The sequence below is a fragment of the Sinorhizobium sojae CCBAU 05684 genome, assembly GCF_002288525.1.
GTDB lineage: Bacteria > Pseudomonadota > Alphaproteobacteria > Rhizobiales > Rhizobiaceae > Sinorhizobium > Sinorhizobium sojae.
Genome location: NZ_CP023068.1, coordinates 107,414 through 132,719 on the forward strand (window position 1 = coordinate 107,414; position 25,306 = coordinate 132,719).

The window sequence follows — 25,306 nt, forward strand, 5'->3', positions numbered from 1 at the left end:
CATTGACCCCCTTCTCGCGGGCGATAGTTTACGCCTCAATTCGACCCCAGTGCCGCCAGCGAATCGGGCGGGCGACCCCGAGAACTTGTCGTGCGCACAACGGACCTGATCACACGATGGAATGCACAAGCGCTGAGCAGCCAGTTCCTGCTGGCCGGCGGCATAGTTGCGGCTGCGGCAATGCTGGTGGTCGGGGCGTTCGTGACCAACCTCATAGAGGAGGCGGTCACGCGGAACTCCGCGGCGACGACGGCGCTCTACGTCGACAGCGTGATCGCTCCGCTCCTGCCCGACATGCAGACCGCCGAAGTCCTGGACGATGCCGTCGCTCGGGCGCTCGATGAAACGCTCGGCCAGGGCGCGCTCGGAAATCGGCTGCTGGAGTTTAGACTCTGGCGCGCCGACGGCACCGTCCTCTATTCGAGCCATGCGGAGATAGCCGGAAAGCGGTTCGAGCTCAGTCCGGAATTGCGGACGGCCTTTTCCGGCGAGATGGTGGCTCAATTGCAGTCGCAGGACGACTTTCAGGATGTGACCGGCCGGCCGGCCGGCAATCCGTTCCTCGAAATTTACAATCCGGTCCTGCAGCCTTGGTCGGGCGAGGTCGTGGCCGTTTCCGAATTCCATGAAATCGCCCACGACTTCCTGCAGAGCCTGCTTCGGGCGCGGTTCCTTACCTGGCTCGCTGTCGCTGGCTTCACGCTTGCCTTCTTCATCATGCTTTCGGCGATCGTCATGCGGGGAAGCAGAACGATCGAAAAACAGCGTGCGGCGCTCAAGCAGCGCATCGACGAGCTCTCCGCGCTTCTGTCACAGAACGAGACCCTGCGCGGACGCGTGCAGCACGCCTCCCAACGGGCAACGGCGCTCAATGAGAAGATGTTAAGGCGCATCGGAGCGGATCTTCATGACGGCCCGGCGCAACTGCTGGCCTATGCCTCGTTGCGGCTGGACAGCGACCTGTTGACGAACCCGTCGACTTCGGACGAAAAACGCGACCGCGAGCTTGCGGCGATCAAAGCCAGTCTCGAAGAGGCGATGCATGAGATCCGGACCCTGTGCAACGGGCTGGTGCTGCCGCAGATTGAAGCCGCCAGTTTGCCTGAAATCCTCGAGCGCTGTGTCCAGGCGCATAGGCAGCGGACCGGTACGGCTGTGGACTTGTCGCTCTCCGACCCGCCTGCGCATCTTTCCCCTTCGGCGAAGATATGCATATTCCGCTTCGTACAGGAAGCGCTGAACAATGCCTATCGGCACGCTGGAGGCATCGGCCAGCGTGTCACGCAGACCCTTGAAGGCGAAAGGATCCGGATCGAGGTGGCGGATGGCGGCCCCGGCTTCGATCCGAGCCAGATTAGCTCCACGAGCCTCGGGCTTGCCGGTCTCAGGGAGCGGGTGGAAAGTCTCGGGGGAACATTTGAACTGAACGCGGCAGCAACGGGGACTGTTGTCCGGATGTGGCTCGACATCAGGGAGATTGGGCAGATATGACAGCTGTAATCCGGGTTGCAGTAATCGACGACCACCCTCTGTTCAGAGAGGGAGTCACGAGAAGCCTGTCGGAGATCGAGGGATTTGAAGTCGTCGCCGAGGGGGACTCACACGACGACGCGCTGAGAATCGCCGAAAATCTCAATCCCGACGTGATGCTTCTCGACATCTCCATGCCGGGCGGCGGACTGGCCGCTATCCCGCTCATCCTTGAGATCGTCCCGTCGCAGAAGATCGTCATGCTCACGGTTTCGGAAGCCGGCGACGACGTCACCGCTGCGCTGCAGAATGGCGCCCGAGGCTATGTGCTCAAGGGTGTCGGATCGAGGGCGCTGGCGGATATCATCCGGACGGTCGCATCGGGGGAAAGCTATGTGGCGCCGACGCTTTCGGCGAAGCTATTGTCCAGCCGGGCCTCAGAGCCTGCGCGCAAGTCCGACCTGATCCGGGATCTGACTCTTCGGGAGAAAGAGGTTCTCAATCTCGTCGCGTCCGGCATGAGCAACAAGCAGGTCGCAAGGCGGCTCAATCTGCACGAGAAGACTGTCAAGCACCACATGACTCAGATCATGGCAAAGCTCGACGTCGCCAACCGGACGGAGGCCGCGATGGTGCTGCGCGACGCGCTTGACCGCCCGCTCAGTCAATGAAGGACAAGAGCCGTTTCTGATCGTCTTCAGTGGCGCGACGGTTGACGATCGTGCGCCCACGGGCATCCTTCATGATGTATCGCCCGTTTCTGATCTCTTCGCTTATACCTTGGGCGTGGCGTACTCGCAAAGTCGAACTGCGATTTCCGATGCTTGCGCCTCGTGCGCTCGACCCGCCCGAATTGCCGCTCGACCGGCTCTCGCTTGAATTGTCGCGGCCCTTGCTGCTGCCGCCCCCATTTCCGCCCCCCCGGCCATTGCCGCCGGAATTGCCGCTCCCCCCGCCATTTCCCTTGCCCTCGTTCTTGGCGAGTGCAGACTGGGGCGCGACCTCAAGGCTCGAACCGGAAATTGTTACCTTGTAGGGAAGCGCGACGAAGCCCACCGACGCAACGAACAGGACCGCGATGGTCTTCCGTCGCGTCGTCTTCGTCTTCTTGAGGAACGTCATGGCGCACCTTCCGCCTCATAAAGCTTGACCCGGCAGCCGGGATCGGGTTCCGCGTGATATCGACACGAAATTCAAAAATCGCACAAAGCACGCGTGATCTTGGGATCACCTTGCTTACCCCCCAACAAATCGTCAAGCCGCGTCTTCCGCAGTCAGCGCCTTTAGGACCTTTCCCTCGGCGCGGTAAGACCTTTGCCTAAGACGAAGGTCCTAAGCACTTTCCCTTTCCCCTTGCTTCAGGCCGGTTTGTCTCAATGGCCGATTGGAATCTTTGGTGATCGGACCAAAGGCTCAAACGGAAAGGCAATGGTCCGATGCGGTTGGTGCGCACGGAACAATCTCGGGAACGCCGAATTCGAACTTGCCGAACTGGAGCTTGCACTTTGACCTAAAAAAGGAACACGGACATGAAGAGAATTGTCGCAAGTTTAGCTGCCGCACTGCTCGCCTGCGCCAGCGTGGCCTCACCCGTTTTCGCACAGGACGGCAATGGAAATGGAAATGGAAACGGCAAAGGCAATGAGCGAGGCACCGAGAACAGTGCCGCCGAAAGCGCCCCGGGACATGGCAAGGGCGAAGGCGAGAGCGCCAGAGACGTTGCGCCCGGTCAAGTGAAAAGCGACGACGAAAGTGCCAAATCTTACGCACCGGGTCAAATCAAGCGGGCTGGCGACGGAGGTGACGATGATACGACCGGCAGCGTGGACAAGAGGAATCTCGGCACCCTTATCTCCACTCTCCGCGCCGACAGGACCGATCTGGGCGGAATTCAGGATGACGTCGAGGTCACCGTGGTCGACGTCGACGAGTTCGTGGTCAATCGCACCGCCCTCGACAACGCCGTCGAGGCCCGGGAGGCAGAGATCGCCCGGCTTCGCGAAGACCTGGCCGAGCTCGACTTGGACGACCTCACCGATGAGCAGATAGGGGCCGCGGTTGCGGTGCGCGTCGAGGCTGACGGCACGCTTACAGTTTTCGTCGACTGAGCCGCAGCCAAATCAGCCTGAAAGGAAAGAGCGCCCTTCCAGGCTGATTTGCGCCAACGGGCGCCGGCTCGCTTGCAGCGACCATAACCGCCGCGCTTCACGCACCTGTACGTGCCACCAACGGCACGTAATTGTCCAGCTCCGCTGCCGGAAAGTGAAGCGTGGCGCCGATCTCGGCGGAGCGATACAGCCCCATCAGGATCTCGACCACGGCAACGCCATCCTCGAAGGTCTCGACGGGTTTGATGCCTTTACGGAAGCATTCGACCATGTGCCGGTTTTCGTCGGTGTAGCCATAGACGCCCGCTTCGTCTTCGAGTACCGGCATCAGCCCCTGCTCGGCATTCTGCTTTTCGACGAGGTCCTCGCCCTCGGACCCTTGCACGGCCCGCGACAGGAAGATCTTGAGACCGGCGCCGAGCGAGTTGTATTCGAGCGCATATTCAGGCCCCAGAAGCTCGAGCTGGATGCGCAAACCGGCGCCGACGTAAGCCCAGGAGGTCGTCGCCTCGATCATCAGATCCTGGCCGTTTTCATCCTCGAGCATGACGGTTGCGCGGGCGAAATCCTCGGCAGGGCGGTTGTGGTAGTCGACCTCCGCACCGAAGCGATGGCGGAGCTGGTCGGCATAGCCTGGGCGGGTCCATTTCAGGTTGGCGACCGTGCCGTTCACCGCCTTGACCTTCAGGGAGTTGCGCGGCGCGCCGGGTGCGGTCAGAAGATGACGCGCCACCTCGACGCTGTGGCACATCATGTCGGAAAGCACGCCGCCGCCCTGCTTGTCGCCCTGCCAGAACCAGGGCTCGTGCGGACCGGAATGCTCCTCCGCCGCGCGCGCCAGATAGGGCCTGCCCGTGGCGGAGACCGCGCGCCGCCAGATGATCTCCTTGCCGCGTTGCACCGGCGTCGCAAACACCTGGTTTTCGAGATAGCCGTGATTGAGGCCGGCGTCCTCGGCAAGCCGCAGCATTTCGCGGGCTTCCGCGACCGTGCGCGCCAAGGGCTTTTCGCAGGCGACGGCGAAGACCTTGCTGCGCCCCGTCTGGATCTCCCGGTGCAGCACCCGCATCACCTCAAGCCGCGTGTAATTCGGCGAGAGAATCCAGATCGCATCGATGTCGCCGGCTGAGACGAGCGACTCGAGACTGTCATGGGGCCGGCAGCGACCAAGTTCGAGTGCCTTCACTTCTTCGGCAAAGCGACTGCGGTTTTCGGGGCTGCGGCTGTAGACGCCGGTCACCTCCACATTGCGCACGCCGACCATCGATTTGAGATGGAACCCGGCAATGAAACCGGTTCCGACAAATCCGACGCGCAGCGTCTGTTTCGGTAGCGTGGTCATGTCTCCCTCCCAGAATATCCGTGGGGCGGCGCCGTGCTGCTCCTTATGTTCAACGCAGTCGGCAGCACGATCGCATCGCCGGGATCGACGTCCTCCCCCGACAGAATCTTCAGCAGCAGGTCCATGGCCGTGCGGCCGATCTCGGCGCGCGGCTGGCTGATGGTCGTCAGCGGCGGATAGAAGGCCTTGCTCAGATAGAGATCGTCGAAGCCGACGATGGATACGTCGCGCGGCACGTCGCACCCCAATCTTCTTAGCTCGTGCACGGCGCCATAGGCCATCTCGTCATTGGCGACGAAGAGCGCCGTCGGCGGCTCGGGCAGGGCAAAAAGCCTCCGGCATGCTTCCTGCCCGCTTTCGAGCAGGAAATTGCCGCGCACCTCGTAGCCCTCGGGGATATCGAGATCCGCCTCGCCCATGGCAAGGCGGTAGCCTTCCCGGCGATTAAGGCTCATCGGCTCGGGCACGGGGCCGCTGATATGGGCGATCCGCCGATGGCCAAGCGATATCAGGTGCTCGACCGCCGCCCGGGCGGCGCCGACATTGTCGATCTGCACATGCGGCAGGCTCGAGCCCTCGATCATCTCAAGCGCCACAACCACCGGCTGATGGCTCCAGCCGCCGGCGCGGCTGCCGCTGCCGGGCGGCAGCTTGCCGGTCATCAGGATCATGCCGTCGGCATGGCCGTCGCGCAGCATGTTGAAATATTCGGTTTCGCGGGCCGGATCGTTTTCGGTATTGCCCATCAGCACCGAATAGCCGGCCTCCCGCGCCGTCGCCTCCACCCCCTTCAAGACGTCGAGATAGAAGGGATTGCCGACATCGCGTACGACGAGCAGCACCGCCATCGACTTGCGGGTTCTCAGGTTGCGGGCGCTGACATTCGGGCGATAGTTGAGCTCGCGTGCAAGCTCACGGATACGCTGGCGCGTTTCGGCCGTGACCAGGCTGGAGTCGGCAAGCGCGCGCGAGACGGTGGCTACCGAGACACCCGCTTTGACAGCGATATCCTTGATCTTCGGACGCTCCCTCATGCCCGCATCGCCCGGCCGCGGCCATAGAACGTCATCAAGAGGAGGAGCGTCGCCCCGAAGACCATCTGCCGACCCGACTCGTCGATGTTCACCGTGGTCAGAATCCCCTGCAGGATGACGAGCAGGACCGCGCCGGCCATGGTTCCGGTATAACCGCCTTTGCCGCCGGCAAGGGAGGTGCCGCCGAAGACGACGGCGATGATGGAGGTCAGCGTATATTGCTCGCCGACATTGGCGAAGGAGGAGCCGGAATAGCCGAGCAGGCAGAGCCCGGCGAGCGCGGCGAACATGCCGGAAATGGCGAAGAGCGCGATGCGCATCGGCCGCACCGGGACGCCGGCCATGTAGGCTGCGTGCTCGTTAGACCCGATCGCGTAGATGCGGTGGCCGAAGACGGTGCGGTGGAGCATGAAGGCCATCAGCAGCCCGACCGCGATCCACAGCCAGATGATGCCGGGCAGCCCGAAGACGAGCGGCTGGGTCACGAAGCGCGACAGCGCGGGAGCGGCCTGGCCCGAGGGAATGCCCATGCGGATAACGACCAGCAGCCCCTGCAGCACGCCCAGCATGCCGAGCGTCATGACGAGCGGCGGGATGCGCAGGAGTGTTACTCCGAGGCCGTTCAGCAGGCCGAAAAAGGCGCCGGCGGCGAGGCAGGCGGCGATCGCCGGCAGGATGCCGCTGTCGGCGCCGTTCATGACATTGCCGGCGATGATCGCCGAGAGCGACACCACTCCGCCCACCGAGAGGTCGATGCCCTCGCGTCCGCCGAGGATGACGACGTTCTGGCCCGCCGCGACTATGCCGAGCAGCGCCGCGACGATCAGCAGCCGCAGGATCTGCCCGCCAGTGGCAAAGCCGGGCGACAGAAGCTGGCCGAGGTAAAGCAGCACCACGATCAGCGTGAGAGCGACGACGACCGGCTGACGAACAAAGGAAATCATCTGACTCATGGCCGCGCCCTCCGGCCGGCAAGCACGCCCGCCATCAGCACGATGAGGATGGCGAGCCCTTGCATGAAGTTCTGCCATTCGGACGGCGTGCCAATGAAGAAAACGAGTGAGTTGATGAGCCCGATCGTCAGTGCGCCGAGGAGCGAACCAACCACGGTTCCCCAGCCGCCGGCAAGTGCGCTGCCGCCGAGCACGACGGCAGCCACGCTGTAGAGCGTCATCTTGCCGCCGACGAGTGGATCGCCGCTTGCCGTATCTCCGGTGATGCAGAAGGCGGCGAGCGCTGCAAAAAGACCGCAAAGCAAGTAGCCCCTGATGCGGACAGACACCACCGGCAGACCGGTCTGGTAAGCCGCCTGCCGGTCGTCGCCGACGGCAAGCAGTTGGGCGGCAAGGCGCGTACGGGCAAGCATAAAAAGGAGCAAGAGCAGCACGGCAAGGATGTAGAAGACGAAAGGCAAGCCGAACAGCCTGCCGCCATAGGTGCGCCAAAAGAGCGTGGGCGCCGGTGTTCCGGCAACCGGCAGGATATAAAGCGCAAGCCCGGTAAAGAAGATGCTGGTCGCGAAGGTCGCGACGATCGCCTGCAGGCGCAGTGCGGCGACGACGAGGCCGTTGACGAGGCCGCAGGCAAGCCCGAGCAGCAGGCCGAGCGCGAGCGAAAGCAGCACCGCGCCGGCGCCCCCGCCCCATCGCTCCATCAACACGATGATCGTCACATTGACGAGCGAGAGGATCGAGCCGACCGAAAGATCGATATCGCCGGCATAGACGACATAGGTCTGGGCGATCGAAAGCAGGATCAGCGCCATATAGGTGCTGAGGAGGCCCGTCAGCGCGCGGTAGCTGAGGCTTGCTGGCGAGAAGAAGCCGTTCAGAAGAAGAAGTGCCGCGACGATGGCGAGCGCCGGCAGGAACGGATACCGCTCTAGCAGTCTGCGCACGCCGCCGACGCAGCGCGACGTCGGGCCTGTTGCGATCTCTGCCATCACGCGGCCTCGTAAGCGGCTTGATAGAGATTGTAGCGCGTGCGTTCGGCGCCGGTAAGTTCCCGGCTCACGGACCCGCCGTTGAAGACGAGGATGCGGTTGGCGTTGCCGAGCAGTTCGGCATCCTCAGAGGAATAGAGAAGGATGCCGAGGCCATCGGCCGCCAATTGCCGGATCAATGCGAAAAGATCGGTCTTCGCCGAAAGATCGATGCCCTTGGTCGGGTCGTCGAGCAGCAGCACGTCCGGTCGGTCGATCAGCCAGCGGGCGATGACCACCTTCTGCTGGTTGCCGCCCGAAAGCGCGCTGATCGGATCGAAGAGGCTCGCAAACTTCGTGTTCATGCTTTGCAGCGCGGGCAGCACCCGATCGCGCAGCTTCGATGGGCTCGCGATCATCAGGCGGTCGCGCAAATAGTGGATCGGGGTGACGTTTTCGATGATCGGCCGGCCGCTGATGACGCCGTCGCGGCCGCGATCGCCCGAGACATAGGCGCAGCCCCGCCGGATGGCCTCGCGCGGGCTCGAAGCGTCGAAGCGCTCGCTGCCGATCAGAATCTCGCCGGAGGTGATCGCGCCGGCGCCGAAGATCGCCCGAAGCAGGGCGGATTGCCCCTGGCCGTGCAAGCCGCCGAAGCCCAGGATCTCGCCGCGGGCGACCTCGAAGCTGACATCGCGGAAGCCGGCGCCGGAAAGATTGCGGACCGTCAGCGCGCTTTCCGCCATGATGTCGACGGCGGCGGGGGCGGAGGATTGCGAGGCCGGCATGGCGCCGGCGCCGCCGACCATCAGCCGAATCACGGTGGCGGCGTCGGTCTCGTCGAGATTGAGGGTCGTGATCGTCTCGCCGTCGCGGATGATGGTGACGCGGTCGCCGATCGCCTTGATCTCGTCCATGCGGTGCGAAATGAAAATGATGCCGCGTCCGCGGCGCTTCAGATCGCCGAGGATCTTGAAAAAGCGCTCGACCTGGGCGCGGTCGAGCGCCGAGGTCGGTTCGTCGAAGATGAGGAGCGGTGCCTCGCTCGCCAGTGCCTTCATGATCTCGACGAGTTGACGCTGGTCGGGGCGAAGATTGCCGACGAGCGCGTCGGCTGCGAATCCCTCACCGGACACGCCGTCGAACAGCGCGATATACCGCGCCGCCCGCTCTTTCAGCGCAGCCCGGTCGATGAAGAGGCCGGCCCTGACCGGCAGCGCCGCCAGGCAGATGTTCTCCTCGACCGAGCGGTGAGCGGCGAGGCTGAGTTCCTGATAGAAGATGCCGATCCCTTGCGCACGAGCCGATCGCGGTCCGGTGATTGTCACCGGCGTGTCGTCGATCAGGATTCTGCCGGCGTCCGGTCGTACGCTGCCGGCAATGATCTTGCAGAGCGTGCTTTTGCCGGATCCGTTCGAGCCCATGAGCACATGGACCTCGCCGGCCATGACCTCGAGATCGCCCCGGCGGAGCGCCAGGGTAGCGCCGTAAGCCTTGCTCACGCCGATCAGTTTCAGTTTTGACATAAACGTCGTCCGCTACTGTTCGGGCGCGCGGCGCGGATCGGTAACCGGTCCGCGCCGCGCGCCCGGGAAGCTCACTTGAAGAGCGCTTCCGCCTCTTCGATCGAAAGCGAGCTCGTATAGGAGTAATAGCCGGGCTTGCCTTCGAGCTGCTTTGCCGCTTCCTCGACGTTCTCGCTGTCGATGAAGGGGATCGGCAGGTAGAGCGCATTGCCGTATTGCCCGGCATCGGCCGGCTCCTTCAGCTCCTTGCCCTGCAGCATCAGGACGGCGACGTTGAGCGCGCTTGCCATGACGCCGGGCGGGTTGACGGTGGCGCCGGAGTTCAGGTCCTCCTTGATCCAGAGATCGATGAAATCCTTGCGGATCTCGCCGGTCGCGGCGATCTGGTCCGTCTTGCCGGCATCCATGATCGATTTCCACGCGCCGGCAGCCATGCCGTCCTGGACGAAGACGCCGTTGATGTCGGGATAGGTGGCAAGGATGTTCTGCATCGCCTGCTGCCCCTGCGCCTGATCCCAATTGGCATTCACCTCGTTGACGATCTGGATGTCCGGATGATTTTTGAAGACCTGCCGGTAGCCGGCGGTCCGCATCTCGTTCGCCGGGTGGCCGGCGACGCCGTTGATCGCCACCACCTTGCCCTTGCCGTCCAGTGTCTTTGCAAGCCACTCGGCGCCGGCCGCGCCCCAGGCGGTCTGGTCGATGCCGACATAGATCGCGTCGGGCGACGAAACCTCGGCATCCGTCGCGATCACCAGGATGCCGGCTTCCTTCGCCTGCGCAAAGATAGGATCGAAGGCCGTCGGGCTGTTCGGGTTGATGATGATCGCGTCCACGCCCTCTGCGATGAAATTGCGGACATGGGCAATCTGCCCGGGCACGTCCACATTGGCGCTCTGCACGGAGACCTCGACATCGACGCCGCGCTCCTTCCATTTCTCGGCCGCCGCCTTCGCCTCGTCGATCATCTGGGTGCGCCACTCGCTGCCGACCCAGCCGTTCGAAAGACCGATCTTGAAGGTCTCGGCGAACGCCGATGCCGAAATCGCCATGGATGCGACTGCACCCAACGCGAAAGCAATAAATCTCTTCATAAGATCCTCCCAACTCTTGCGAAACTCATGAAGCCAGAAAATGTAATCGATTTCAATGACGATCTGTCCCCAGCGCGGGTCAGGTGCTTTGCCGCGATCAACGTGCCTGACGCCTGATATAGGCGACGAGGTCGGATATCTCCGAGCGCGCAAGCGACAGCGGCGGCATGCGGGAATGGGTGGGATCCGACAGGAACGCCGTCAGCCCGGTCTCGTCGAGCCGCTTCGAACTGCCGATCTCGGCAAAGGTCGGAACCATGTCCGATCCTCGGCTTTGACCCGGTGCGACCACGTGACAGCCTGCGCACCAGCGCTCGGCAATCCGCTCGCCATTCGCCCAATCGGCGGCCGCGCTTTGCCCTGCCAACAAGCCGGTGAGAGCCAGCGCCACGGTCAGGCATGGAGCATATGTGTTCATCATCGAAATCCCCCTCGCTACCCCGGCCAACGCATGATCTTTCCGATGGTAGCCTGCTTCCGTGTCGGTGCAACTGGTCGCAAGGATCAGAGCGACCCGCCTCAGGCAGGAGGCGGGCGAAAGCTGTTCGATGGACGAGGGGCTTCGCCTGAAGGACGAGACCGGCTACTGCATGTCTCCTTACATCGACCTCGATAAAGACAAAGACATGCAGCAACGACCTTTGCGCGTCCTATAAGACGCGCGCGCCTACCCGGCGCAGGAGCACTACACATTCCGGCCCATGCGGCACGGAGACAGCTCAGTCCCTTGCGGCCAGTCGGGTCCCTGCCGGTTCCTCGGCTTCCGCCGGCCGAGCCATGCTGCCGCGCCAGATGATCTCGGTAGCGAGGATCACCTTCTTGGCGACCTCGCGCCCGGAAAGGCGCTCCAGCAGCAAGTCGACCGCGGTTTCGCCGATCAGTTCTGCGGGGATCTTCACGGTGGTCAGAGGCGGCGCCAGGAATTGCGCGACCGGAATGTCGTTGAAGCTGGCGACCGCGACGTCTTCGGGAATTCTGAGCCCCAATTCCTGGATCGCCCTGTAGGCGCCGAGCGCCATGTTGTCGTTGCAGGTGATCAGGAGCTTCGGCGGATTGGGCTTCGACAGCATCGTCTTGGCGAGCGTATAGCCGCTGTCGGGCGTCATGCGCTCGACCATGCAGAGATCAGGATCATAGAGCCCGGCCCTGGTCATCCAGTCGATGAAAGTGCGGCAACGGCGTTCCGCATGGATATTGTCGGGCCCGTAGAAGGCGTCCACCCAGCCGACGAAGCCGATCCGGCGATAGCCCATGGCGTGGGCGGCCTCGAGGAGCCGGGTCATGGCACGGCCGACGTCGCTCAATACGCTGTCGTCCAGGTCTCCGATCGGTGCATAATCGGCAAAGACGAGATGACGGCTATGCCGGCGCAGCCATTCGAGTTCCTCGCCATAATAGTGCCCGACGGCCACCACGCCCGAGGCGCCTTCGAGGATCGTCGCTTCCGGAGCGTTCCCGGTGAGAAAGACCTTAACGACCTCGCTTTTCAAGGCCTGGCAGCGGCTCTCGATGCCGAGCCGAACGCCGACATAATAAGGATCGGCGAGTTCCTTGGCGGGATCGAGGAAATGCACGAGCGCGATTTTCAGCCCGGCGCCGAGACTTTGAGCGGCCGCGCGGTTGCGGTTGCGCGGCGTGGCGTAGTTCAGCGCCTCCGCCGTCTCGATGATCGCCTGGCGCTTCTTCGTCGAGATCGAAAGCGTCGGATCATAGTTCAGGACCCGGGAGACGGTTGCCGATGAAACGCCGACCGCCGCAGCGATTTCCTTGATTGTCACCATGCTTACGTTCCCGCGCAACTTGCCTTATTCGTTTAGTAAAATTTTATCTCTACTTTTTCAATCGCACGCAGCGGCTAAGGTGGTGACGGATTCGCCCTGCTTCTGTCCATTCACGGCCACGCTCGCATACATGCCGGTCGTGCGAAATTCGGTGGGGCTTGCGCCGAAGACGCGGCGGAAGACCTTGGCGAAGTAGTTGGGATCCTCGAATCCGGACAGGATCGCGACCTCCTTGACGGGTAGGTCCGCGGTCTTGGTGAGAAGCTTGACCGCCCGCTGCAGCCGTTTCTGCAGCACGAATTCTGCCGGCGGCATACCTTCGCTTGCCGCGAAGACGCGGGAAAAATGCGCCCGGCTCAAGCCCGAAATCCGGGAGAGTTCCTCGACGGGCAATGGCTTTTCGAGGTTTGCCAGGATGTAATCGATCACGTGCTGCATCCGGCGAAATTCCTCGCTGAACACCGGATGCGATCCGAAGACGTCGTCATAGAGCGCCATTGCCGCCTCATAGGCGATCGCCGAGGCGCGGCCGGGCGTTTCCGCTCCGGTGATCAGCCGCAGGCTGCAGTCGGCGAGATGCTCGATCGTTTCCGGGTGCAGCCTGACGACCGGGCCGGTAACGGCGAGAATGGCGCGATGGATGCGCAGCGCTTCCTCGCCGTTCATCGAGATCCAGAAGAATTCCCAGCGTCCGCCGTCCTCGAGCCAGTAGCGGTGATTGTGCGGCACGAGCAAGAGCAGTGTGTCGCCCTCGCGCAGGCGATAGGTACGGTTCTCGTAGCGCAGATTGCCGGCGCCGCCGAGGGTGTGCTGCAGCACCGTGAACGGCGTCTGGCCGCGCTTTCGCCCGTCCCAATCGTAGCTCCCGCCGGTCCTGATCTCGTATCCCGTGCTCGTCGGCATGGTGTGCAGGCTCTGTCTTCCCCGCGGCAGCGAAACGGTCCGCATTACCGGCCCCCGGTCGATCAATTGCTGCAGCACAGAATTACCCATGAAAGCACAATACCTCTCTAGCCGTGCGACTCATTATACACATAATGGCCACAGAATGCGCAAGGCAACTGGTTTTGGCAGGGTTCCGGGAGGAGGGCGGCGCCAGGCGGCCGAAATCAGTCCGATGAATTTATTTTACCCTTTTAGCGCGAGGATCGCGGTCCGCGAGGAGGAACAAGACGACTATGAACAGCTTCAAGATCGCCATTATCGGCGCCGGCAGCGTCGGTTTCACCAAGAAGCTCTTTACCGATATCCTCTCCGTGCCGGAGCTCAGGGACGTCGAGTTCGCCCTCACTGATCTGAGCGAGCACAATCTCGGCATGATCAAGACGATCCTCGATCGGATCGTCGCGTCGAACAAGCTCCCGACACGGGTGACGGCGACCACGGATCGCCGCAATGCGCTCGAGGGCGCGCGCTATATTATCAGCTGCGTGCGCGTCGGCGGTCTCGAAGCCTATGCCGACGACATCCGCATTCCGCTGAAATACGGCGTCGACCAATGCGTCGGCGACACGATCTGTGCCGGCGGCATCCTCTATGGCCAGCGCAACATTCCCGTGATCCTCGACTTCTGCAAGGACATCCGCGAGGTCGCCGAGCCGGGCGCGAAATTCCTGAACTACGCCAATCCGATGGCGATGAACACCTGGGCGGCGATCGAATACGGCAAGGTGGATATGGTCGGCCTCTGTCACGGTGTCCAGCATGGCGGCGAGCAGATCGCGGAGATACTCGGTGCCAAGGATGGCGAGCTCGACTATGTCTGCTCCGGCATCAATCACCAGACCTGGTTCATCGACGTTCGCCTCAAGGGCCGCCGGATCGGCAAGGATGAGCTCGTCGCTGCCTTCGAGGCGCATCCGGTCTTCTCCAGACAGGAAAAGCTCCGGATCGATGTCCTGAAGCGCTTCGGCGTCTATTCGACGGAGAGCAACGGCCATCTCTCCGAATACCTGCCCTGGTACCGCAAGCGTCCGGACGAGATCGCCAGATGGATCGACATGTCGGACTGGATCCATGGCGAAACGGGCGGTTACCTGCGCCATTCGACCGAAACCCGCAACTGGTTCGAGACGGAATATCCGCGTTTCCTCGAAGAGGCGGCCCGGCCGCTGGAGACGATCGAGCGCTCGAACGAGCACGCGAGCCATATTCTCGAAGCGCTTGAAACGGGCCGAGTCTATCGGGGCCACTTCAACGTCAAGAACAATGGCGTCATCACCAACCTGCCCGCCGATGCGATCATCGAATCGCCGGGCTTCGTCGACCGCTTCGGCATCAACATGGTGTCCGGCATCACGTTGCCGGAGGCCTGTGCCGCCACCTGCATGTCATCGATCAATGTGCAGCGCATGTCTGTGCATGCGGCGATTGCCGGCGACATCGATCTTCTGAAGCTCGCCGTGCTGCATGATCCACTGGTCGGCGCGATTTGCACACCGGAGGAGGTTTGGCAGATGGTCGACGAGATGGTCGTCACCCAGGCAAAGTGGCTGCCGCAATATGCGCATGCGGTCGATGCGGCGAAGGAGCGGTTGAGCAAGGCGACGGTCAAGACCCGTGATTGGAAGGGTGCGGCGCGGCGCGACGTGCGCTCGATCGAGGAGATGCGTGCGGAGAAGGAAGCGGCGAAATTGCGCGCAGCCGGTTGAGCGCCGCACGAAAGGGCGTACGCGCTGAGGAGTCGCGGATACCGATCCAATGCGGCGGATAACCGTCCGGACAGGTCTGCCCGCATTTTCAGGAGGAGCGCCACCCCGATCCGGCGTGGCGAAAAAGGAGGGAGAACCAGAGACAATGAAAACGTATCGACTACAGACAACCGCCAGCCTGCTGATCGGCATTTCCGCCTTTTCGGTGCAGGCCCTTGCATCCGAACCGACCGTCGTGCCCGAGCCGCCGCCGTTTCCGGCGCAGGGCGAGATCACCTATGTGCCGCGCGATTCCATTCTGGAGTTCAAGGCGCTGCCCGAATATCACGAGCCGGAATGGGTGACGGAGAAATTCGTCAAGACCGGCAAGCTGCCGCCGGTCGCCGAGCGCCTGCCGAAGGAGCCGATGGTCTTCAAGACCGGCAACATGCCGGACGGCGTCGGCGTTTACGGCGACGTCATGCGCCACGTCATCGGCGGGCGCCCGGAAGGCTGGAACTACAGTGCCGGCCAGACCCAGGGCTGGGGCGGTATCGATATCGGCATGTCGGAATGCCTGACGCGCACGGCGCCGCTCTACCAGGTGGAAGCCGAAGACGTGGAACCGCTCCCGAACCTTGCTCGGAGCTGGGAGTGGTCCGAGGACGGGCACAAGCTGACCATGCATCTGATCGAAGGCGCGAAATGGTCGGACGGCGACCCCTTCGACGCTGAGGACGTGATGTTCTACTGGGAGCACAATGTCGTCGATTCCAATGTCTCGCCCCTGAACGGCGCGACGCCCGAGACCTTCGGCGAGGGCACGACGCTGAAGCAGATCGACCAGTACACGGTGGAGTGGACCTTCAAGGATGCCTTCCCGCGCCAGCATCTCTACGCCATGGCCTACGGCACCTTCTGCCCCGGCCCGTCGCATATCCTGAAAACCAAGCACCCGAAATTCGCCGATACGACCTATAACCAGTACAAGAACGGCTTCCCGCCGGAATATATGAACATTCCGGTAATGGGGGCCTGGGTCCCGGTCGCCTATCGGTCGGACGACATCATCGTATTGCGCCGCAATCCCTATTACTGGAAGGTGGACGAGGCCGGCAATCAGCTGCCCTATCTGAACGAGGTTCATTATAAGCTTTCGACCTGGGCGGATCGCGACGTCCAGGCGATCGCCGGGTCGGGTGACTTCTCGAACCTCGAGCAGCCGGAAAACTTCGTGGAGTCGCTGAAGCGTGCGGCGGACGAATCCGCCCCCGCGCGATTGGCCTTCGGTCCGCGTGTCATCGGCTACAATCTGCGCATGAACTACTCGGCCAATGGCTGGGGCGAGCCGGACGAGCGCGCCCAGGCGGTCCGCGAGCTCAACCGCAATCTCGATTTCCGCAAGGCCGTGACCATGGCGGTCGACCGCAAGAAGCTTGGGGAAGCGTTGGTGAAGGGGCCGTTCACGGCCATTTACCCCGGCGGGCTTTCGTCCGGCACGAGCTTCTATGACCGCGAGTCGACGGTCTACTACCCCTATGATCTCGAAGGCGCCAAGACGCTTCTCGAAAAGGCCGGTCTCAAGGACACGGACGGCAACGGCTTCGTCAACTTCCCGGCCGGCACCGCCGGCGGCGCCGACGTTCAGATCGTGATGCTCGTCAACTCCGACTACAACACCGACCGCAACCTTGCTGAAGGCGTTGTCGGGCAGATGGAGCAGCTGGGCCTGAAGGTCGTGCTAAACGCGGTCGACGGCACCAAGCGGGATGCGACGCAATATGCCGGCAAGTTCGACTGGCTCATCCGCCGCAACGACCAGGAACTGACCTCCGTCGTGCAGAACACGACCCAGCTTGCTCCGGTCGGCCCGCGCACGAGCTGGCACCACCGCGCGCCGGAGAGCGGCGAGGTCGATCTTCTGCCGCACGAGAAGGAACTCGTCGACATCGTCAACAAGTTCATCGCCAGCAGCGACAATGACGAGCGTGCGCAATTGATGAGAGAGTTCCAGAAGATCTCGACGACGAACGTCGACACGGTCGGTCTGACCGAATATCCGGGCGCGCTGATCATCAACAAGCGCTTCTCGAACATTCCGTCGGGTGCGCCGATCTACATGTTCAACTGGGCGGAAGACACGATCATCCGCGAAAGGGTCTTCGTCGCGGCCGACAAGCAGGGCGACTACGAACTCTTCCCGGAACAGCTTCCCGGCAAGCCCGGTGAAGGTGGCCCGAGCAACTGAACCTGAAGCGCCCCTCCCGGCCCCGATCGGAAGAGCCGGGAGGGGTTACGAGCCCTTTCGCTCCATAGAGGCGAAGCCGGTTCCGGCACCGCCTCACGGAAAACAGACAGAAGGAAACGGCCATGTTCAGGTTCCTGCTGGTCCGCATCGCCTCTGCCATACCGGTCTTGTTCGTGCTGAGCGTGGTGACCTTTGCCATCATCCAGGCGCCGCCCGGGGACTATAGCGACTATATCCGCTCGCAGCTCATCAACCAGGGCGGCGCCTCCTTCGAGGAGGCCGATGCCCAGGCGCAGGCCTATCGCAAGGAACACGGCCTCGATAAGCCGCTGCCGGTCCAATACGTCAATTGGGTGACCGGCATCCTGACACGGGGCGATTTCGGCCACAGCCTCTACTATAACAAGCCGGTTGCCGACGTGGTCGGCGAACGGCTGCCGCGCACCCTAGCGCTGGCGCTCGTCTGCCATATTCTCGCCTCCGTGATCGGGATCGGCTTCGGCATCCTTGCCGCCACCCGGCAATATTCCTGGATCGACAGCCTGCTTTCGACCGTATCCTTCCTCGGCATGACGGTGCCGCGCTTCCTGATGGCGCTGATCATCGTCTACATCCTCGTCTTCCATTTCAATGTGAGCGACATCAACAGCTTCCATTCGGCCCGCTATGGAGGCGCGCCCTGGTCTTGGGGCAAGTTCGTGGACCTGGTGAAGCATGTCTGGCCGGTGATTGCGATCGCCACTTTCGGCGGGCTCGCCTACAACATGCGCGTCATGCGGGGCAACCTGCTCGATACGTTGAACGCGCAATATGTCGAGACCGCCCGCGCCAAGGGTCTGGGCGAAGGCGCGGTCGTAATGCGGCACGCGGTGCCGAACGCGTTGCACCCGCTGATCATGTATCAGGGCGTCGTGATGCCATACATGCTGACCGGCGAGATCGAGACGGCCATTATCTTCGCGCTTCCGACCGTCGGCCCGGCGATCGTCGGTTCCATGTGGGTGGGCGACGTCTATGTGACGGCGACCTTCATGCTGGTTCTCTCGGCAACGCTGATCCTCGGCAACATCATCGCGGACATGATGCTCGCCGCGCTTGACCCGCGCGTGCGCACGGGAGGAGGGACCTGACCATGACGATCGACGTTCCAACCACGGTTCCCGTGGCGATAGAGCCGGACGAAAAGCACCATCACGAGAGCTATTCCGCCCTCGTCTGGCGGCGGCTGAAACGCTCCTGGACCGGCATGCTCGGACTCTTCCTCGTCTGCCTGCTGATCTTCATGGCGGTCTTCGCCGACTTCCTGTCGCCGGTCGATCCGAAAGCGACCGGTGTCGCCTTCGCGCCGCCGCAGGCTATCAGCTTCCATGACAAGGACGGCAATTTCGTCTTCCCGCCGAGGAGCTATCCGCTCGGCGACACGGAGGAGCTCGACCCGATCACCTTCCAGCCGGTCGTGGGGCCGGACTATGACAATCCACAGGTCCTCGGCTTCTTCGTCAAGGGCGCGCCCTACACGCTCTTCGGGCTCATTCCGGCCGAGCGCCATTTCTTCGGTGCCGTCGACGGATCCGCGGTGCATTTCCTCGGCACCGACAAGTTCGGCCGGGACGTGCTCTCGCGCATTCTCTACGGCTCGCGCATCTCGCTGATGATCGCGCTCGTCGTGGTCACCATAGTCACCGTGGTCGGCACGACCGTCGGAATGGTCTCGGGCTATTTCGGCGGGCGCTTCGATGCCTGGACACAGCGCTTCGTCGAACTCGTGCTCGCCTTCCCGCAATTGCCGCTCTATCTGGCGCTTGCCTCGTTGATCCCGGTGACCGCGCCGACCAATGTCTTCCTTGCCTTCGTCGTCGTTGTGATGTCGGCGCTCGGCTGGGCGCAGATGTCGCGCGAGGTGCGCGGGAAGACGCTGGCGCTCGCCCGCATCGACTATGTGCGCGCGGCGATCGCGATCGGCGCAACCGACCGGCGCATCATCTTCCAGCACATCTTCCCGAATGTGATGAGCCACGTGATCGTCGCGGTGACGCTCGCGATCCCGCAGGTCGTGCTGCTCGAATCCTTCCTCGGCTTCCTCGGCTTTGCGGTGAAGCCGCCGCTGATTTCCTGGGGACTGATGCTGCAGGATACGGCGACCTATTCGGTCATCGGCTCCTATCCCTGGATCCTCTCGCCCGTCGCCTTCGTGCTCGTCACCGTGTTCGCCTTCAACGCGCTGGGTGACGGGCTCCGCGACGCAATCGACCCCTATTGAGGAGCGCGCCGATGCCAACGATCGAAAGCACTGTGCTGGTACCGGAAGAACGGCGGGACCGTCATACGAAGGATACGCGGCCGATCATCGACGCGCGCCGCGTCGCCGTCACCTTCAAGGTGGAGAACGGCACGGTCGAGGCGGTGAAGGACGTGTCCTTCCAGCTCTATCGCGGCGAGACGGTGGCGATCGTCGGCGAGTCCGGCTCCGGCAAGTCCGTCACGGCCCGCACGGTGATGGGTCTCCTGTCCAAGCGTGCCACGATCGCCTCGCATTCGCGCATCGAATATGAGGGCAGGGATGTCTTGAAGTTCTCCAAGCGAGAGCGGCGGGCGCTGCGCGGCGACCGCATTTCGATGATCTTCCAGGAGCCGATGAGCTCGCTGAACCCGGTTTACACGGTCGGTAGCCAGATCATCGAGGCGATCCGGGCGCATCGCCGGGTGAGCCGCCGCGCGGCCGCAGAGCGGGCGCTGGAACTGCTTCGCCACGTCCAGATCCCCGACCCTGAAGCACGGCTCAATCAATATCCGCACCAGCTTTCCGGCGGCCAGCGCCAGCGCGTGATGATCGCCATGGCGCTCGCGAACGATCCCGACGTGCTGATCGCCGACGAGCCGACGACGGCGCTCGACGTCACGGTGCAGGCGCAGATCCTGAACCTGATCCGCGGATTGCAGCAGGAACTCGGCATGGCCGTGATCCTGATTACCCACGACCTGACGGTGGTGCGACAATTCTCCGACTATGTTTATGTGATGCAACGCGGCGAGGTGAAGGAGCATAACACCACTGAAGCGCTTTTCGCCGATCCGCAGCACGCCTATACGCGCCGGCTTCTTGCGTCCGAGCCCTCCGGTTCGGCCAATCCACTGCCGGACAATGCGCCGATCGTGCTCGACGGGCGCGACGTTCGGGTCACCTTCATGCTGAAGAAGGGCGGCTTCTTCAAGCCGGAGCTGAAGGAGCTCGTCGCCGTCGATAGCCTGAGCCTCAACCTGCGTCGACACGAGACGCTCGGCCTCGTCGGCGAGTCCGGTTCCGGCAAGACCACCTTCGGCCAGGCGCTGATCCGGTTGATCGGCAATGACGGCGGCGAAATCTATTTCGACGGCCAGTCGATCCACGACAGAGACCGTAGAGGCATGCGGCCGCTCCGATCGAAAATCCAGATCGTCTTCCAGGATCCGTTTGCCTCGCTCAATCCGCGCATGTCTATCGGCCAGATTATCGAGGAAGGGCTGATCGTCAACGGCATCGGTGAGAACCGGAAGGACCGACTGGCGCGGGTGCAGGACGCGCTCGTCAGCGCCGGGCTGCCGGCCAATATCCTGTCGCGCTTCCCGCACGAGTTCTCCGGCGGTCAGCGCCAGCGCATCGCCATCGCCCGCGCCATCGCGCTCGAACCGGAATTCATCCTGCTCGACGAGCCAACCTCGGCGCTCGACCTCTCGGTTCAGGCCCAGATTATCGAGCTGTTGCGCAAGCTGCAGGACGAGCGAGGCCTGAGCTACCTCTTCATCTCCCACGATCTGAAAGTCGTGCGCGCGCTCTGCCATCGCGTCGTGGTGATGCAGCACGGCAAGATCGTCGAAGAGGGGCCCGTGAGCGAAATCCTTACCAATCCTAAGACTGCCTACACGGAGCGGCTGGTCAGAGCCGCCTTCGATGTGGCCGCATGACCGTTTAAGAACAGAGGTATCATATGACCAGGCAACCCAAGATCACCTTTATCGGCGCGGGCTCGACCGTTTTCATGAAGAACATCATCGGCGACCTTTTACAGCGGCCGGCCCTTTCGGGCGCCACCATCGCGCTGATGGACTTGAACCCGGAGCGTCTTGCAGAGAGCGAGATCGTCGCCGGTAAGCTGGTGCGCACACTCGGCGCGCAGGCGAAGGTGGAGACACATTCGAACCAGCTGAAGGCGCTTGAAGGGGCCGACTTCGTCGTCGTCGCCTTCCAGATCGGCGGCTACGAGCCTTGCACGGTCACCGATTTCGAGGTGCCGAAGAAATACGGGCTGCGCCAGACGATCGCCGACACGCTCGGCGTCGGTGGCATCATGCGGGGCTTACGCACCGTGCCGCATCTCTGGCGGATCTGTGAGGACATGCTCGAAGTCTGCCCGGAGGCGATCCTCCTGCAATATGTGAACCCGATGGCGATCAACACCTGGGCGATCGCCGAGAAATATCCGGAGATCAAGCAGGTCGGCCTCTGCCACTCCGTTCAGGGTACCGCCTTCGAGCTTGCCCGCGACCTCGATATTCCCTTGGACGAAATCCGCTACCGCGCCGCCGGCATCAATCACATGGCGTTCTATCTCAAGTTCGAGCAACGCCAGAAGGACGGCAGCTATCGCGACCTCTATCCGGACCTGATCCGCGGCTATCGCGAAGGGCGGTTCCCGAAGCCCAGCCACTGGAACCCGCGCTGCCCGAACAAGGTCCGCTATGAGATGCTGACGCGGCTCGGCTATTTCGTCACCGAAAGCTCCGAGCATTTCGCCGAATACACGCCCTATTTCATCAAGGACGGCCGCCCCGACCTGATTGAGAAATTCGGCATCCCGCTCGACGAATATCCGAAGCGCTGCATCGAGCAGATCGAGCGCTGGAAGGGCCAGGCGGCCGCCTACAAGGAGGCCGAGACGATCGAGGTTTCCGAGAGCCACGAATACGCCTCGTCGATCATGAATTCGGTCTGGACCGGCGAGCCTTCGGTGATCTACGGCAACCTCAGGAACAATGGCTGCATCACCTCGCTACCGGAAAACTGCGCGGCGGAAGTGCCGTGCCTCGTCGATGCCTCGGGCATCCAGCCGACCTATATCGGCGCCCTGCCGCCGCAACTGACCGCACTCATCCGCACGAACGTCAACGTCCAGGAACTGACGGTACACGCACTTGTTACCGAGAACCGCGAGCATCTCTATCATGCGGCGATGATGGATCCGCATACGGCGGCCGAGCTCGACCTCGACCAGATCTGGTCGCTCGTCGACGACCTGCTCGCCGCCCATCGCGACTGGATCCCGGAATGGGCGCGGGTTTCGAAGAAGGTTGCGGCCGCCTGACTTCTTTCTCCCGGTCAGGCGACCAGATGGCCCCGGCACGGAAGTTCCGGGGCTTTTCTCCTTGATGGGGTTTGCCCCGCATCCGGCCTGCCGGCCACCTTCTCCCCCCATGCAGGGCGAAGGAGACTCGCGGCGCCCACATGCCCAAAAGAGCTCCAGCTATGGCAGGCCCGCGGATCACGGTGGGCGTTCACCGGTAGCGACAAATGGCGACGATGTCCCCTCGCCCCGCTTGTGGGGAGAGGGCTTGGTGAGGGGCGACACTCACCGCCACGCCTCCGTCTTCCGGATCCACTCCTTTGTTCTACCCTCCGGATCGGCATTCAACGTAATGTCCGTCACCACCGCCGCGCTATCCGCACCATGGGCAAACACCCCGTCGATCCGCTCCGGATTGAGCCCGCCGATCGCGACGAGCGGCAGCGGTCCGGTGCGCTTGCGCCACACGGCAAGCCGGTCGAGCCCCTGCGGTGCCCATTTCATTTTCTTGAGGATCGTCGGGTAGATCGGCCCGAGCGCGACATAATCCGGGTCCGCCGCGAGCGCCGTTTCGAGTTCCGCCTCGTCATGGGTACTGAGCCCGAGTTTCAGCCCGGCCGCGCGGATCGCTGCGACGTCGGCTTCCGCCAGGTCCTCCTGGCCGAGATGAACGAAATCGCAGCCTTCCTCTATTGCCAGACGCCAATAGTCATTGACGATCAGCTGGCAGTCGTGCGCCGCGCAGATCGCCCTGGCTGCACGGATCTCGCTGCGGATGTCTTCGTCGCTCAAATCCTTGATCCGAAGTTGCACCAGTTTGACTCCGAGCGGCACGAGGCGTTCGATCCAGGCGGTGCTGTCGACGATGAGATAGAAGGGGTCGAACTTCACGAGAACACCGCCTTTCCGATGACCGGGGTCGAGGGGACGGCCATGTCGCGTGGCTCCAGCATGCCGGCGTGAAAGGCCGCATGGCCGGCGTCGATCGCCTTGGCGAAGGCTTCCGCCATGGCGGCCGGATCGGCGGCGCCGGCGACCGCCGTGTTGAGCAGCACCGCGTCGTAGCCAAGCTCCATGACCGCTGCGGCATGGGAGGGGCGGCCGATCCCCGCGTCCACGATCAGCGGCACGTCCGGATATTCCGCGCGCATCGCCCGCAGTGCGGGCAGGTTCTGCGGACCCATGGCGCTGCCGATCGGCGCGCACCAGGGCATCAGCACCTTGCAGCCGGCGTTCAGCAGCCGTTCGGCGACGACGAGGTCGTCGGTCGTATAGGGGAATACCTCGAAGCCTTCGCCGACGAGGATGCGTGCCGCCTCAACCAGGCCGAAGACGTCCGGCTGCAGTGTGTCGTGGTGGCCGATCACCTCGAGCTTGATCCAGCTGGTCGAGAAAACCTCGCGCGCCATCTTCGCCGTCAGCACCGCTTCCGAGACCGAATGGCAGCCGGCGGTATTCGGCAGCACGCGCACGCCGAGCTCGCGGATGAGCTCAAAGAAGGTGCCGCCAGCGCGCCCGCCCGCGGTCTCGCGCCGCAGCGACACGGTGACGATGTCGATTGCCGACCGGCGCACCGCTTCGGCCAGAATTGCGGGCGAGGGGTAGCGGGCGGTGCCGAGCAGGAGTCTGGAGCGGACTTCGGTTCCATAGAAATGCGGCATCGTCAGCCTCCCTGCATCGGAGACAGGATTTCGATGCGGTCGCTGTCGTTGAGTCTGTGGTTGCGGCGATCGGTCCTGTGCACCAGATCGCCGTTGACAGCGGTGGCGAGCCAGTCGCCCTCGTAGTCGAGCAGCGCCAGCAGATCGGCCAGCGTGTCGGCCTCGAGCTCATGGACTTCGCCATTGACGGTCAGTCTCATCGGGCATGTCCTCCTGGATTTGGTTGGCCAAGGGCGAGTGCGGCGACCTCCGCGGCCAAAGCCGGCGACAGCAGGAAGCCGTGGCGGTAGAGCCCGTTGACCGTGATCGTGTCCTGGTGCCGGCTGACCCGCGGCAGGTTGTCGGCAAAGGCGGGGCGCACGCCTGTGCCGGCCTCTACGAGCCGCGCTTCGGCGAAGGCCGGATGCAGCGCATAGGCGGCGTTCAGGAACTCCATCAGCGAGCGGGCGGTGATGGGACCGGCGTCGTCGCTCTCGACCATGGTCGCCCCGCACATGAACAGGCCGTCGCCGCGGGGCACGATGTAGAGTGGGATTCGCGGATGCAGCAGGCGGACGGGCCGCATAAGCGCGACCTCGCTCGTCTCGAGATAGAGCATTTCACCCCGCACACCGCGCAGCTCCGCGATCTCGCCGATCCGCGCCGCGCCGGTGCAGTCGACGGTCAGGTCGTAATCGCCTTCTGCGCCATTGGTGAGGAAGGATACGCCTTGCGCTTCAAGCCCTTTCCGAAGGCCCGAGAGCGCCCGCCGCGGGTCGAGATGCGCTTCCTCCGGAAAGAACAGCGCCTCCGTGAAACGCCCGACGAGCGCCGGCTCGAGGGCGGCGATCTCCTCCGCGCCGACCCAGCGAAATCCCGAGGTGCGCGATGCGAAACGCCTGAGCTCGCCGCCGTCGCGAGGCCGTGCGACGACGAGCGTGCCTTTGCGGTGGACCTCTCCGGCGGGAAGGGCCGCCTCCCACCAGTCAGCGGCCGTCACTCCGCGGGTGAGCACGCTTTCATCGGCGCTTTCGCGCTCGCACCAGGGCGCCAGCATGCCGCCCGCATACCACGATGCGGCGGCGGCAAAGCCGGGGGAGCGATCGAGGATTTCGACCTCGGCGCCTCGCGCAACGAGCTCACGGGCGGCCGTGAGGCCGGCGACGCCGGCCCCCTTGATCAGCACGCGCATCC

General features: G+C 63.3%; 23 protein-coding genes. 9 read left to right on the forward strand and 14 right to left on the reverse strand.

Annotated features, from left to right (window positions below; all coding sequences use genetic code 11):
* The first annotated feature begins 90 nt into the window (after positions 1-90).
* Entirely contained in the window at positions 91-1,491 is a 1,401-nt protein-coding gene (locus SJ05684_RS18245; protein ID WP_034856040.1) for a sensor histidine kinase, read from the forward strand.
* The gene (locus SJ05684_RS18250) at positions 1,488-2,141 is read left to right on the forward strand and encodes a response regulator (RefSeq protein WP_034856038.1); all 654 of its coding nucleotides are present in this window, start codon (positions 1,488-1,490) and stop codon (positions 2,139-2,141) included. Before SJ05684_RS18245 ends, SJ05684_RS18250 begins: the two co-directional genes overlap by 4 nt.
* Here the strand turns inward: SJ05684_RS18250 and SJ05684_RS18255 are convergent.
* Complete coding sequence (locus tag SJ05684_RS18255; protein WP_034856035.1) at positions 2,131-2,592, reverse strand: hypothetical protein; 462 nt, start codon at positions 2,590-2,592, stop codon at positions 2,131-2,133. The genes SJ05684_RS18250 and SJ05684_RS18255 overlap by 11 nt on opposite strands.
* Positions 2,593-2,999: 407 nt before the next feature.
* Here SJ05684_RS18255 and SJ05684_RS18260 point away from each other — a divergent pair, with 407 nt between their 5' ends.
* Positions 3,000-3,578: a hypothetical protein gene (locus SJ05684_RS18260; RefSeq protein WP_034856033.1), complete on the forward strand. Its 579-nt coding sequence runs from the start codon at positions 3,000-3,002 to the stop codon at positions 3,576-3,578.
* Between the two features lie 97 nt (positions 3,579-3,675).
* Here the strand turns inward: SJ05684_RS18260 and SJ05684_RS18265 are convergent, their stop codons facing one another.
* The 9 genes from SJ05684_RS18265 to SJ05684_RS18305 form a co-directional block, all read right to left on the reverse strand.
* A complete protein-coding gene (locus tag SJ05684_RS18265; RefSeq protein ID WP_034856030.1) occupies positions 3,676-4,920 on the reverse strand; it encodes a Gfo/Idh/MocA family protein in 1,245 nt (414 codons plus the stop codon).
* Positions 4,917-5,954 (reverse strand): LacI family DNA-binding transcriptional regulator, encoded by a 1,038-nt coding sequence (locus tag SJ05684_RS18270; protein WP_095694308.1) that lies wholly within the window; start codon positions 5,952-5,954, stop codon positions 4,917-4,919. The genes SJ05684_RS18265 and SJ05684_RS18270 overlap by 4 nt, the downstream gene beginning before the upstream one ends.
* Positions 5,951-6,907: an ABC transporter permease gene (locus tag SJ05684_RS18275; RefSeq protein WP_034856021.1), complete on the reverse strand. Its 957-nt coding sequence runs from the start codon at positions 6,905-6,907 to the stop codon at positions 5,951-5,953. The genes SJ05684_RS18270 and SJ05684_RS18275 overlap by 4 nt, the downstream gene beginning before the upstream one ends.
* Positions 6,904-7,896, reverse strand: coding sequence for an ABC transporter permease (locus SJ05684_RS18280; RefSeq protein ID WP_034856020.1), 993 nt, complete (start codon positions 7,894-7,896; stop codon positions 6,904-6,906). The genes SJ05684_RS18275 and SJ05684_RS18280 overlap by 4 nt, the downstream gene beginning before the upstream one ends.
* Complete coding sequence (locus tag SJ05684_RS18285; RefSeq protein ID WP_034856018.1) at positions 7,896-9,401, reverse strand: sugar ABC transporter ATP-binding protein; 1,506 nt, start codon at positions 9,399-9,401, stop codon at positions 7,896-7,898. The genes SJ05684_RS18280 and SJ05684_RS18285 overlap by 1 nt, the downstream gene beginning before the upstream one ends.
* Before the next feature lie 71 nt (positions 9,402-9,472).
* On the reverse strand, positions 9,473-10,495 hold the full coding sequence (locus tag SJ05684_RS18290; protein ID WP_034856016.1) for an ABC transporter substrate-binding protein: 1,023 nt from the start codon (positions 10,493-10,495) through the stop codon (positions 9,473-9,475).
* Between the two features lie 97 nt (positions 10,496-10,592).
* Positions 10,593-10,916, reverse strand: a complete 324-nt coding sequence (locus SJ05684_RS18295) for a c-type cytochrome (RefSeq protein ID WP_050980059.1) — start codon at positions 10,914-10,916, stop codon at positions 10,593-10,595.
* A 298-nt stretch (positions 10,917-11,214) separates the two neighbouring features.
* Positions 11,215-12,276, reverse strand: a complete 1,062-nt coding sequence (locus SJ05684_RS18300; protein WP_034856015.1) for a LacI family DNA-binding transcriptional regulator — start codon at positions 12,274-12,276, stop codon at positions 11,215-11,217.
* 57 nt (positions 12,277-12,333) lie between these two features.
* Positions 12,334-13,269, reverse strand: coding sequence for an AraC family transcriptional regulator (locus tag SJ05684_RS18305; protein ID WP_034856013.1), 936 nt, complete (start codon positions 13,267-13,269; stop codon positions 12,334-12,336).
* Positions 13,270-13,454: 185 nt separating this feature from the next.
* Here SJ05684_RS18305 and SJ05684_RS18310 point away from each other — a divergent pair, with 185 nt between their 5' ends.
* The 6 genes from SJ05684_RS18310 (at position 13,455) to SJ05684_RS18335 (ending at position 22,493) form a co-directional block, all read left to right on the forward strand.
* Positions 13,455-14,927, forward strand: a complete 1,473-nt coding sequence (locus tag SJ05684_RS18310; protein WP_034856011.1) for an alpha-glucosidase/alpha-galactosidase — start codon at positions 13,455-13,457, stop codon at positions 14,925-14,927.
* Positions 14,928-15,072: 145 nt separating this feature from the next.
* Positions 15,073-17,154, forward strand: a complete 2,082-nt coding sequence (locus SJ05684_RS18315) for an ABC transporter substrate-binding protein (protein ID WP_034856010.1) — start codon at positions 15,073-15,075, stop codon at positions 17,152-17,154.
* A 122-nt stretch (positions 17,155-17,276) separates the two neighbouring features.
* A complete protein-coding gene (locus SJ05684_RS18320; RefSeq protein ID WP_034856007.1) occupies positions 17,277-18,284 on the forward strand; it encodes an ABC transporter permease in 1,008 nt (335 codons plus the stop codon).
* A gap of 2 nt (positions 18,285-18,286) precedes the next feature.
* A complete protein-coding gene (locus SJ05684_RS18325) occupies positions 18,287-19,414 on the forward strand; it encodes an ABC transporter permease (RefSeq protein WP_034855998.1) in 1,128 nt (375 codons plus the stop codon).
* 11 nt (positions 19,415-19,425) lie between these two features.
* Entirely contained in the window at positions 19,426-21,096 is a 1,671-nt protein-coding gene (locus SJ05684_RS18330) for an ABC transporter ATP-binding protein (protein WP_034855997.1), read from the forward strand.
* 23 nt (positions 21,097-21,119) lie between these two features.
* Complete coding sequence (locus SJ05684_RS18335; protein WP_034855995.1) at positions 21,120-22,493, forward strand: alpha-glucosidase/alpha-galactosidase; 1,374 nt, start codon at positions 21,120-21,122, stop codon at positions 22,491-22,493.
* 264 nt (positions 22,494-22,757) lie between these two features.
* Here SJ05684_RS18335 and SJ05684_RS18340 read toward each other — a convergent pair whose 3' ends face one another.
* The 4 genes from SJ05684_RS18340 to thiO are packed head-to-tail and all read right to left on the reverse strand — an operon-like array spanning position 22,758 to position 25,304.
* Entirely contained in the window at positions 22,758-23,363 is a 606-nt protein-coding gene (locus SJ05684_RS18340; protein WP_034855993.1) for a thiamine phosphate synthase, read from the reverse strand.
* Positions 23,360-24,133: a thiazole synthase gene (locus SJ05684_RS18345; RefSeq protein WP_034855992.1), complete on the reverse strand. Its 774-nt coding sequence runs from the start codon at positions 24,131-24,133 to the stop codon at positions 23,360-23,362. The genes SJ05684_RS18340 and SJ05684_RS18345 overlap by 4 nt, the downstream gene beginning before the upstream one ends.
* A gap of 2 nt (positions 24,134-24,135) precedes the next feature.
* A complete protein-coding gene (thiS, locus tag SJ05684_RS18350) occupies positions 24,136-24,333 on the reverse strand; it encodes a sulfur carrier protein ThiS (protein ID WP_034855990.1) in 198 nt (65 codons plus the stop codon).
* Positions 24,330-25,304: a glycine oxidase ThiO gene (thiO, locus tag SJ05684_RS18355; RefSeq protein WP_034855989.1), complete on the reverse strand. Its 975-nt coding sequence runs from the start codon at positions 25,302-25,304 to the stop codon at positions 24,330-24,332. The genes thiS and thiO overlap by 4 nt, the downstream gene beginning before the upstream one ends.
* Positions 25,305-25,306: the final 2 nt, after the last annotated feature.